Annotated in this window: 13 protein-coding genes and 1 pseudogene; 13 read left to right on the top strand and 1 reads right to left on the bottom strand. The window is 37.8% G+C overall.

Going from position 1 to position 10487, the window contains the following annotated elements; genetic code table 11:
- From IJF99_RS09505 to IJF99_RS08435, 9 genes and pseudogenes are all read left to right on the top strand, one after another.
- Window positions 1-181 (top strand): annotated as a pseudogene (locus IJF99_RS09505) (NAD(P)/FAD-dependent oxidoreductase); the annotation flags it as partial.
- A gap of 9 nt (window positions 182-190) precedes the next feature.
- Entirely contained in the window at window positions 191-1159 is a 969-nt protein-coding gene (galE, locus tag IJF99_RS08470) for a UDP-glucose 4-epimerase GalE (RefSeq protein WP_292794224.1), read from the top strand.
- A gap of 9 nt (window positions 1160-1168) precedes the next feature.
- The gene (locus IJF99_RS08465; protein WP_292794222.1) at window positions 1169-2062 is read left to right on the top strand and encodes a hypothetical protein; all 894 of its coding nucleotides are present in this window, start codon (window positions 1169-1171) and stop codon (window positions 2060-2062) included.
- A gap of 63 nt (window positions 2063-2125) precedes the next feature.
- The gene (gene purF, locus IJF99_RS08460; RefSeq protein WP_292794220.1) at window positions 2126-3547 is read left to right on the top strand and encodes an amidophosphoribosyltransferase; all 1422 of its coding nucleotides are present in this window, start codon (window positions 2126-2128) and stop codon (window positions 3545-3547) included.
- A 6-nt stretch (window positions 3548-3553) separates the two neighbouring features.
- Window positions 3554-4801, top strand: a complete 1248-nt coding sequence (locus IJF99_RS08455; RefSeq protein ID WP_292794226.1) for a U32 family peptidase — start codon at window positions 3554-3556, stop codon at window positions 4799-4801.
- Window positions 4794-5591: a Ni-sirohydrochlorin a,c-diamide reductive cyclase ATP-dependent reductase subunit gene (cfbC, locus tag IJF99_RS08450; RefSeq protein ID WP_292794218.1), complete on the top strand. Its 798-nt coding sequence runs from the start codon at window positions 4794-4796 to the stop codon at window positions 5589-5591. The genes IJF99_RS08455 and cfbC overlap by 8 nt, the downstream gene beginning before the upstream one ends.
- Before the next feature lies 1 nt (window position 5592).
- On the top strand, window positions 5593-6084 hold the full coding sequence (locus IJF99_RS08445) for a methylated-DNA--[protein]-cysteine S-methyltransferase (RefSeq protein WP_366931263.1): 492 nt from the start codon (window positions 5593-5595) through the stop codon (window positions 6082-6084).
- Window positions 6077-6433, top strand: a complete 357-nt coding sequence (locus tag IJF99_RS08440) for a hypothetical protein (protein ID WP_292794214.1) — start codon at window positions 6077-6079, stop codon at window positions 6431-6433. The genes IJF99_RS08445 and IJF99_RS08440 overlap by 8 nt, the downstream gene beginning before the upstream one ends.
- Before the next feature lie 32 nt (window positions 6434-6465).
- Window positions 6466-6984: a YgjV family protein gene (locus tag IJF99_RS08435; protein ID WP_292794212.1), complete on the top strand. Its 519-nt coding sequence runs from the start codon at window positions 6466-6468 to the stop codon at window positions 6982-6984.
- A 1-nt stretch (window position 6985) separates the two neighbouring features.
- Here the strand turns inward: IJF99_RS08435 and IJF99_RS08430 are convergent, their stop codons facing one another.
- A complete protein-coding gene (locus IJF99_RS08430; protein ID WP_292794209.1) occupies window positions 6986-7273 on the bottom strand; it encodes a hypothetical protein in 288 nt (95 codons plus the stop codon).
- Between the two features lie 59 nt (window positions 7274-7332).
- Here IJF99_RS08430 and IJF99_RS08425 point away from each other — a divergent pair, with 59 nt between their 5' ends.
- The 4 genes from IJF99_RS08425 to IJF99_RS08410 all read left to right on the top strand — a co-directional run bounded on the left by IJF99_RS08425 (window position 7333) and on the right by IJF99_RS08410 (window position 10391).
- Window positions 7333-7977, top strand: coding sequence for an HAD family hydrolase (locus IJF99_RS08425; protein ID WP_292794206.1), 645 nt, complete (start codon window positions 7333-7335; stop codon window positions 7975-7977).
- Between the two features lie 21 nt (window positions 7978-7998).
- Entirely contained in the window at window positions 7999-8349 is a 351-nt protein-coding gene (locus IJF99_RS08420; protein ID WP_292794203.1) for an arsenate reductase family protein, read from the top strand.
- Between the two features lie 116 nt (window positions 8350-8465).
- Window positions 8466-9743, top strand: coding sequence for a serine--tRNA ligase (serS, locus tag IJF99_RS08415; protein ID WP_292794201.1), 1278 nt, complete (start codon window positions 8466-8468; stop codon window positions 9741-9743).
- Between the two features lie 15 nt (window positions 9744-9758).
- Window positions 9759-10391 carry a flavodoxin family protein gene (locus IJF99_RS08410; RefSeq protein ID WP_292794198.1) on the top strand — a complete coding sequence of 211 codons (633 nt, stop codon included), beginning with the start codon at window positions 9759-9761 and terminating at the stop codon, window positions 10389-10391.
- Window positions 10392-10487: the final 96 nt, after the last annotated feature.

The raw sequence follows: 10487 nt of genomic DNA, 5'->3' as shown, positions 1-10487 counted from the left end.
TGAAATTAAAAGATATAAAAAGGTACAGGAAAAACTGCTCACCTAATCCGATGATGAATTGGACAGCATAGGTCATGCTTTCCAAGGAGAAAAATTCGATAAGATTTCCACCACTGAAATCGTTCAAAAATTAATCAAAGTTTCTCCTAAAGCTTTACTCAAGTTAGGTAAATTTATCTAGGTGTTCAGATTGATTCTAGTTACTGGTGGAGCAGGCTATATTGTTTCCCATACCAATAAGGCCCTACACAATGCAGGTTATGACACTGTTGTTCTGGATAATCTCTCAAAAGGTTATGAGAATTTCGTTAAATGGGGAAGTTTCGAAAACTGCGATATCGGAAGCAGCGATTTGAATGAAGTTTTTGAAAAATATGATATCGATGGTGTCATTCACTTTGCAGGCTTCATTTCTGTAGCGGAATCTGTTGAAATGCCTCAGAAATATTTAAAAAACAATTATAAAAATACTTTAAATCTCCTTAAGGTAATGAGAGAATACGGCGTAGATAAATTCATATTCTCATCAACTGCAGCCGTATATGGAAATCCTGAGGAAATTCCAATCACTGAGGATTCAAACCTAAAGCCGATCAATCCTTATGGCCATTCCAAATGGCTTGTTGAAAAGGCTCTTGAAAGGGAAGCTGCAAAAGGCGATTTTAACTATGTGGCATTAAGATACTTCAATGCATCAGGATGTGACTTTGATGGTGAGATAGGGGAATTCCATGACCCTGAAACTCATCTGATACCATTGATATTGGATGCGGCAAGCGGACAGCGTGACTGCATATACATCTATGGGGATGATTATGATACTCCAGATGGAACCTGCATCAGGGATTATATCCATGTCAATGACCTTGCCGATGCACATATTAAGGCATATGAATATTTATGCAAGGAAAATAAATCAGATGTCTTTAATTTAGGAAACGGTAAGGGATTCTCAGTTCTAGAAGTAATTGAAATGTGTAAGAAAGTCACTGGCAGTGACTTTGAGGTTAAAGTCGACAAACGCCGTGAAGGAGACCCTGCAATATTGGTTGCGGATTCCTCAAAAATCCAAAATGAACTCGGTTGGACTCCTCAATATGATTTGGAGCAAATCGTCGAGTCTGCATGGAACTGGCATCAGAAAATAAATGGAATTTAGGTAATTTTCATGGAATCGGAAGCTCATGAATCAAAAATTGATGTACGTATTATCGTCGGCGGCTTGGATATTGCACAGCTAGTATCAAAAGCAGTAAATAATATTCAGCTTGAAAATGATTACAATATCATCGTTTCTTCAATCATACCAACAGTGGAATTGGACATTGTCAAAAAAGTGGCAAACGGTGCTGACATATTGCTTGTTGGAGGTTATGGTCATGATGAAACATACAATATTCTTTTTAATGAGTTGAAAACGGATTTCAATCATATAGGATTATTTGACTACAATAGCGTCATCATTGAAGACGGATCAATCGATTTTAAACTGGCCGAAAAGGAAATCCTGAATTCAATAATAAAATCCACACTGTCTTATTCTTTAAATTTAATCAACATTCATACATTGGAAAACAAGCTGATGAAGGTAACTGCTAATTATAACAATCTTTTGGATGACTATAATCAGGTCAATAAGGAACAGGAAGTTTTAGTACGTGAAAATAAGGATTTGCGTGCAGACCTTGATGATGTAAAAACTGATTTTTCCCTTTTTAAGCAACGTTATGAGGACATATATTCTAAGGACATTCTCGAGATTTTTAATCTATATGATTTGTGGCAGGATACTTTCTACCAGGATTTGGTCGATGAAGAAAGGATTGTAATAGCCACAAACAAATTCAAACCCGACAATATCATTGTTGGGCAAGGTTATATTGCAGCAGAATCCAGGGACAAGGCTGTTGAATGGTTAAATATTGTTAGGACCGCATTGATTTTTGTAGATGAAAATGAGGATGATTTAAGAAGAGAATTGAATTCTAACAATGAAACCCGACCTCCAGAAGTAAGGGAAGATTATGATATTCCGAACACTTTTGAAAACTTTTGGGAATGAAACATTAATTATTTTATACTAGATAAACAAATCTAATAATATACTATTTTGGGAGTTTATCACATGCAAGGTGAAATTGAAGACAAATGTGGTATTGTTGGATTCTACTGCCAGGATGAATCCAAGGATGTCGCATCATTAGTTTATTATAGTTTGTATGCTTTACAGCACAGAGGTCAGGAATCAGCAGGAATTGCTACTTTTAATCCGGAAAAAGGTTTAAGTTTTCATTGTGGTATGGGTCTAATCACTGATGTCTTTAAAGATGAGATACTTCATAGTTTATCAGGACACAATGCGGTTGGCCATGTAAGATATTCAACTACAGGCCAGTCAAAAATAGAAAATTCACAACCTTTCGTGATTGATTTCGGTGACGGATTCATTGCAATGGCTCACAATGGAGATATTGTCAACTCCGCTGAGTTAAAAAAGGAATTAATCGATGAAGGATTCTTTTTCAGATCAGATTCCGATTCTGAAGTAATCTGTTACATGCTCAAAAGAGAGCATTATGACAATAATAAAGATGTTATAGCCGCTATTGAAGAGGTATGCAAAAAACTTGTAGGGTCATATGCATTGACAATTTTAGTTGATGGTGAATTGTATGGTGTAAGGGACCCTATGGGAATCAAACCCCTTGCCGTTGCAAAAAAAGATGATGAATTTATTTTAGCTTCCGAAACCGTTGCTTTTGATGTAATCAATGCGGAATATATCAGGGACATTGTTCCAGGTGAAGTTGTTTACTTCAAAAACGATGAAATCAACTCCCACATGTTGGAAAGTGCAGGAAAATGCAAACTTTCACATTGTATGTTTGAATACGTTTACTTTGCAAGGCCGGACAGTACAATTGACGGCATTAACGTTTATGAAACCAGAATCAATATTGGAAAACAGTTGCGAGAACTCTATCCTATCGATGCGGATGTTGTAATACCTGTTCCCGATTCATCAATTCCTGCTGCAATCGGATACTCAAGGGCTTCAGGAATTCCTTATGGTGAAGGTCTGATTAAAAACAGGTATGTCGGAAGAACATTCATCATGCCTACTCAAGAGGAAAGGGAACTTGCGGTAAGGCTTAAACTAAATCCAATCAAGGAAGCCATCAAAGGCAAAAAGATTATTCTAATAGATGACAGTATCGTTCGCGGAACCACTTCCAAACAATTGCTGGACCTTGTAAAAGAAGCGGAACCTGCCGAAATACACTTTTTAGTAGGTTGTCCTCCGGTTATTTCTCCATGTTACTATGGCGTTGCAATGGCAACCAAAAAGGAACTGATTGCTGCCAATTACTCAACTGAAGAAATCAGAGAGCAGTTAGGTATTGATTCTTTAGGTTATATCACATTGCCTGCTTTGGTAAAAGCTATAGGAATGCCTGAGGAAAATCTGTGCCTGGGTTGTATAAACGAAGAGTATCCTACAGAAATTCCTGATGGTCTTGAAGCTGAAACTTATTACAAACCTTAGATGTTTATGGTTGAACTATTAACCCCTGCAGGAAACTTCATTTCACTTCGTGCCGTTTTGGAAAATGGTGCTGATGCAGTCTATTTTGGCCTTGAAGACTATAATATGAGGGCAAATGCCAAAAATTTTTCCTTGGATGAGTTAAGTGAAGTGGCCAGCATTGCCAAGGAGTATGGGGCTAAAACATATTTGGGAACCAATGTTATTTTAAATGAGAAGTTGGCTTGCGAATTGGAAGCCAATATGGAAACGATATCATCATCAGAAATCGACGGACTCATTTTATCGGACATAGGAATGATTGAAAACACAGTTTCACACGGTCTTGAAGCCCACATCAGCGTTCAGGAAAACGTAACCAATTCTTATACACTCAAAACCCTTAAGAAGTTAGGGGCCAAACGTGCAATACTGTCCCGTGAATTGTCATTGGCTGAAGTCATTGATATTACTAGAAAATCACCGATTGAAACAGAAATCTTCGTTCATGGAGCAATTTGCATGGCAATTTCAGGCAGATGCTTTTTAAGTTATGGATTATATGGCAGAAGCGCCAACTGCGGAGACTGCCTTCAGCCTTGCCGTAAAAACTGGACACTGACCTATGAAGAAGGCGATGACAACGTCATCAACTTTTCCGATGTTGAGGATGAAAGATTCATCATCACCGGAAGCGATGACGGAAGCTACAGAACCAACTTCTTTTCCCCAAAGGACATGTGCATGATAGAGCACATTCCGGAACTGATGGAAAGTGGTGTCGCATCATTCAAGATTGAGGGAAGAGCTAGAAGCGCAGACTATGGTGCAATGGTTACAGGAATCTACCGTGAAGCCATTGACAGTTATGCTGAAAATCCTGACGGCTATGAAGTCAAGCCTCAATGGATGGATGAACTCACCAGTGTATTTAATCGCGGATTTGACACTAACTTTTACTTCAACACTCCCTTTGAGAAAAGTGAGGATAATCAATCAAAATATATAAAAAGGGACATTGGACAGGTTGTGAATTACTACAATAAGGTTCAGGCGGCTGAAATCAGAATATGGGATGATTTGAAAATAGGAGATAAAATCATAATACAGGGCAAAACTACAGGGTCTGTTACTCATACAATAGAATCCATGCAGATTGAAGGACAGTCTGTTGATGAAGCTGAAAAAGGTTTGAATGTTGCAATAGCAATACCAATAAAAGTGCGTGAAAATGATTTTGTCTATAAATTAGTTGAGAGGAACGATAATGATTAAAAAGATAGCTATTTATGGAAAAGGCGGAATTGGAAAAAGTACTACAGTAGCCAATTTATCTGCTGTATGGGCTAGTGATGATTTGAACTGTTTAGTGATTGGATGCGATCCAAAAGCAGACACCACCCGCACCTTATATGGAAAAAGAATTCCAACAGTCGTCCATACTTTAAAGGATAATAGGAAACCTCAAAAAGAGGATTTGGTGTTTACAGGTTTTAAGGGCATTCAGTGTGTTGAAAGCGGAGGTCCCGAACCGGGTGTCGGTTGTGCCGGACGGGGAGTAATTGTTGCAATGAAAAGGCTTGAACAGCTCGATATCTTCAATGACGATTTGGATGTTGTCGTGTATGACGTTTTGGGAGATGTGGTATGTGGCGGTTTTTCAGTGCCTTTGCGTGAAAAATATGCAGATGAAGTTTTAATCGTTACTTCCGGCGAATACATGTCACTATATGCAGCCAACAATATCGTTAAGGGAGTCAAGAAGCTTAAGGGTAACTTGAGCGGCATTGTCTGCAACTGCAGAAATGTGGAAAAGGAAGAGCAAATTGTCAACGACTTTGCCGAAAAGATAGGAACACATGTTATTGGAACCATCCATAGAAGTAATTTGATACAGGATGCCGAATTAGATGCAAAAACCGTTGTAGAAAAATACCCTGAAAGTGATGAAGCACAAGAATACCGTGACCTTGCTTCAAGCATTATGATGAATGAAAACATATCCACTCCTGAACCTATGGAAGATGAGGAATTCGAGGAATTCTTCAGGTCATACCTGGATTAGCATGTACCACTCAACCAATTATTCATCACCGATGGGTGAAATGCTGATTGCAAGTGACGGCGAAGCAATTTGCGGGGTATGGTTTTACGGACAAAGATATTTCAAGTCAACAGTAACTGATGACATCATAGATGATGATTTAGCTGTTTTTAAGAAGGTCAGTCGATGGTTCGACGATTATTTCAGTGGACTGAATCCGAAAATAGATTTCAAGGTTAAACCACATGGAACGGAGTTCAGACAAAAGGTATGGAAGATATTGAGTGAAATTCCATACGGCGAAACATTGACATATGGAGAGATTGCCTCAAGGATATCGTCAGAAATGTCTGCCCAGGCGGTTGGCGGAGCAGTAGGACACAACCCAATTGCAATTATAATCCCTTGCCACAGGGTATTGGGTGCAAATGGAAAACTGACAGGTTATGCCGGTGGAATTGACAGGAAAATCGAATTGTTGAAGCTGGAAAAGATTGGTGATTATAGTGATTAGATCCCCTTTGCGATTGATAACAGTCATTTCACTCTTTTTGATTGTTTTAATATTGGAATTCTTCACAGACATTAACCAGAATGTAATATTTTCAATTGCACTGATTACGCTTTTTTTGATATTGTTCACTTTCATATTCAAAACCCCTGGCCATTCCCTATTAAATATTTTTGTAATTTTCTTTTCTTTCATCTGCCTGCCTTTGTTTGTTTTGTGGTACTTGGATGTTTTTAATTCTCTTCTGTGGCCTTGGGGAAGTATCTCACTGGCCATTGTAGTCGTTATTTTAGGAATTCTTTCAATTGTTACAATGGTCAAGCTCAACTATGTCGAACTCAGGTTCGATTAGTTTTAAGTAACAATTTCGATAAATAATGTAGTATGAATTTGCCGTTGAATATTGTCATTGGAAACATCATTTCACTGATTGCAGGAATTTTCATCATATTGAGCATGTGGGTCAATGATGAGAAAAAAGCATATTTCTATCAGTTCCTAAACGCTTTCATCCTGATGATTTCCTCGGTGTTTTTCTTTTCCTGGACAGGCGTTACCACAATGGCCATTGCGGCATCAAGAAACTTGATGGTGTATAATGATAAGCTAACCAGGAACTGGACAATATTCTTCATAATCATTTCGATAGTTCTGGGTTTGATGGTAAACACTTTGGGCCTTGTCGGGCTTTTGCCGATAATTGCAATCGTTCAGATAACATTGTGCAATTACCATTTGAAATCAATCAGAACAATAAAAACAAGTTTCATCGTAAACAGCGCAATTTACATAGTCTATTTTCTTGCAATTCTGGACTTTTCGTCAGCAGCTATCGAATCAATCACCGCACTGATAGGGCTGATTTCATTATACAGATTAATAACTCATGATTCCGGCAGTTAACCTATTTCCTGTCATGAGGATCATCAAACCATGGGTCCTGGCCTGTCTTTTCAAACCATGCATCATCCCAGCTGGAATCATAATCGCTGTAGTCAGGATAATCGTTGTCGAACCCATAATTTCTGATATTTTTCGGCGGTCTAGATGTATTTTTTGTTTTAGGTTCGGCATCGTCACTAAAACAGCAGCTTGCGATTATCACAATGAAAATTATTATGATTGGAATGTCAAAAACAGGATTTTCAAATTGCGGTATAATCAATAATGATGTGGTTATTGAGGTAATCATATTTTAGAATATGCTGTCTTCCTATATGAATATATGCTAAAATCAATAGATTATTAATCATGAAGAAATTCGCAATCTTTGATTTTGACGGGACACTGTTCGATTCTATTCATGATGTAATGATTTGCCTGAATGAAGCATTGTCAAGACATGGATTTCCCACTCTAACTCATGACGAATACGTTAAAAGGTTAGGCGGAAACATTGATGAGATAGTCTCGCTGGTTTTGAAAGACAATAACACTGCAGAAAACATTGAAAGGGTCAAAAGGACTTATGGGGAGATATATGATGCATCCCCTAAAGACAGGACTCTTCCGTTTGAAGGCATGAGGGATGTTCTGGTTGAGCTTCAAAACAAAGGAACATTGTTAGCCATCCATTCCAACAGGGGAACCGATTCCATTAAATATTTCACTGAAAAATATTTTCAGGGCATTGATTTTGTAGCTATTGAAGGTCATGACCCCGATTATCCATCAAAACCAAATCCCTATGCTGTCAAGATGATGGAAAAGAAATTCAAAGTCGCACAAGAAGAGCAAATCTACATTGGAGACTCTTCAACAGACATTAAAACAGCCCAGAATGCCGAAATCGATTGTCTGATTGTCAGATGGGGATATGGATTTAAGGAGGATTATGAAAATGGGTATCCCCTGGAAATAATTGAAAATCCCTCCCAAATACTAAAGTATTTTTAACTTAAAAATCAATTAATTATTATGTTATTCGTTAATTATCCAAAGTGTTCAACTTGCAGGAAAGCCAAAAACTGGCTGGATGAACACGACATTGAATATGAGTCAAGACATATCATCGAAGACAATCCAACTGCAGAAGAACTGCGTGAATGGTGGAAAATATCTGATTTGCCGCTTAAAAGATTCTTCAACACCAGCGGAATGAAATATCGTGAAATGAAATTGAAGGACAAGCTGCCGGGCATGTCTGAAGATGAACAGTTGGATCTTTTAGCAACTGACGGAATGCTTGTCAAGAGACCTGTTCTTGTAAATGACAGTGTTGTTCTTGTCGGTTTCAAAGTCAAGGAATGGGAAGAAAAACTATTATAATAAGGGTTATTATTGCCCTGCAATCTATTTTTTTTAATTTACTTATTTAAACATTAACTTTAAAAAACAAAACAGTCATAATTATTACTGTATAAAATATTTTAGGGGACAAAATATTGTTAGATATAAAATTGTTCAGAGAAAATCCGGAATTAATCATAGACTCTGAAAAGAAGAGATTTAGAGACACTGAAAATGTGGAAAAGGTAATAGAATACGACACCTTATGGAGAGAAGGTGAAAGAAAATTAAATTCATTAAGATCTGAAAAGAATAAATTGTCCAAATCATTCAAAAAAGCAAAAGAGGAAGGCAATTTGGAAGAGGTAATCGCAAGATCCAAAGAAGTGGCGGCCGAAATTAAAGAGTTGACTGCCAAAAATGCAGAATACCTTGAACTCAGGGATGATTACAGATACAAAGTCGGAAACATCATTGATGAGGACGTTCCGATTTCAGATACAGAAGACGACAATGTAGTTGTCAGAACCTATGGCGACAAGCCGGACTTTGATTTTGAAGCGTTGAATCATGTTGATTTGATCAATAAAATCGATGGAGCAGACCTTGAAACTGCCGCTGAAATTGCAGGAGCAAGATTTTACTATTTAAAACGTGATATCTTACATTTGAACTTAGCGTTAATCCAGTTTGCTCTTTCAGAACTGGAGGCTGAAGGATACATCCCAATGCAAACACCGTTCTTTGTTAAAGGGGATGTTGCTGCGGAAACCTCTGAACTGGGTGAATTTGAAGAAACATTATACAAAGTGGAAAATGAGGACATGTATCTTATTGCAACTGCCGAACAGACCCTTGCAGCCCTTCACAGGGATGAAATCATAAATCCCGATGATTTGCCTTTGAGATACTGCGCCCTTTCAACCTGCTTTAGAAAAGAGGCAGGATCACACGGTAAGGATACCCTGGGAATATTCAGGGTTCACCAGTTCGAAAAAATCGAACAGTTCATATATTCAACACCTGAGGATTCCAAAAACCAGCATGAAAAACTGATGGAAGTCACTGAAGGAATCTATCAGAAATTAGGCCTTCCATATCAGGTCATAGCTATCGTATCATCCGCTTTGAATGACAACGCGGCAATCAAATATGACCTGGAGGCATGGTTCCCAGGCTCTGAAACCTATCGTGAACTGGTTTCATGCACAAACTGTAAAGATTACCAGGCACGTAAGACAAAGACACGTGTCGGCAGAGCAGGTTCCGGAGATGCTCAAACCTTGCACACTTTAAACAGTACAGCCATTGCAACTGAAAGGACAATGTGCTGTATCTTGGAAAACTATCAGCAGGCTGACGGTAGCGTAAAAGTTCCTGAAGTGCTGGTCCCTTACATGAATGGAAAAACCGTCATTGAAGCTAAAAAATAATTCAGGGGAATCGTAATGAAAACAATTATAGTCAATGCAAGTCCCAGAAAAAAATGGAATACCGCTGAAATTTTACAATCTGCTCAAAAGGGAGCCGAATCCGTTGGAGCCGAAACTGAATATATCAATCTATATGATTTGGTGTTTACAGGATGCAGAAGCTGCCTTGTATGCAAACTTAAAGACAAAACCAAAGGCAAATGCTATTGGAGAGATGACCTTCAACCGGTGATTGATAAAATATTGGATGCTGATTGCCTTTTAATCGGTTCTCCAATCTACTTCGGACAGCCTACAAGCGAGTTCAGGGCATTGGTTGAGAGATTGATTTTCTGTCTGTTGTCATATGATGACGGATCCAGCTATTATGCAGGCAAGGTAAATGTTGGAATATTTTATACAATGAATGCTCCGCTCGAGTTTTACGAGCAATCCATGAAAGAAAGTTTGGCAAGTACAGAGTATTTATTTTCATTTTTGAATGGTGAAATTGTATCATATCCTGTTTGTGATACTATGCAGGTAAGTGATTATTCAAAATATAATATGAATGGGTTTTCACAGGAAGCTAAAGAAAAACAATGGATTATGCAGTTTCCAAATGATTTGGAAAAGGCTTTTGAAATTGGCGCTGAATTGAGTAAATGATTCGGCTTTATTTTTTTAAAAATTTTCGTGTATACATTTTTTAAAAATGAATACATTTATATACTACTTTTTATCAATATTAAATTGTATACAAAA

Source organism: Methanobrevibacter sp., assembly GCF_017406825.1.
In the GTDB taxonomy this organism is placed as follows: Archaea; Methanobacteriota; Methanobacteria; order Methanobacteriales; family Methanobacteriaceae; genus Methanocatella.
This window is presented reverse-complemented; position numbering and strand designations above follow the sequence as displayed.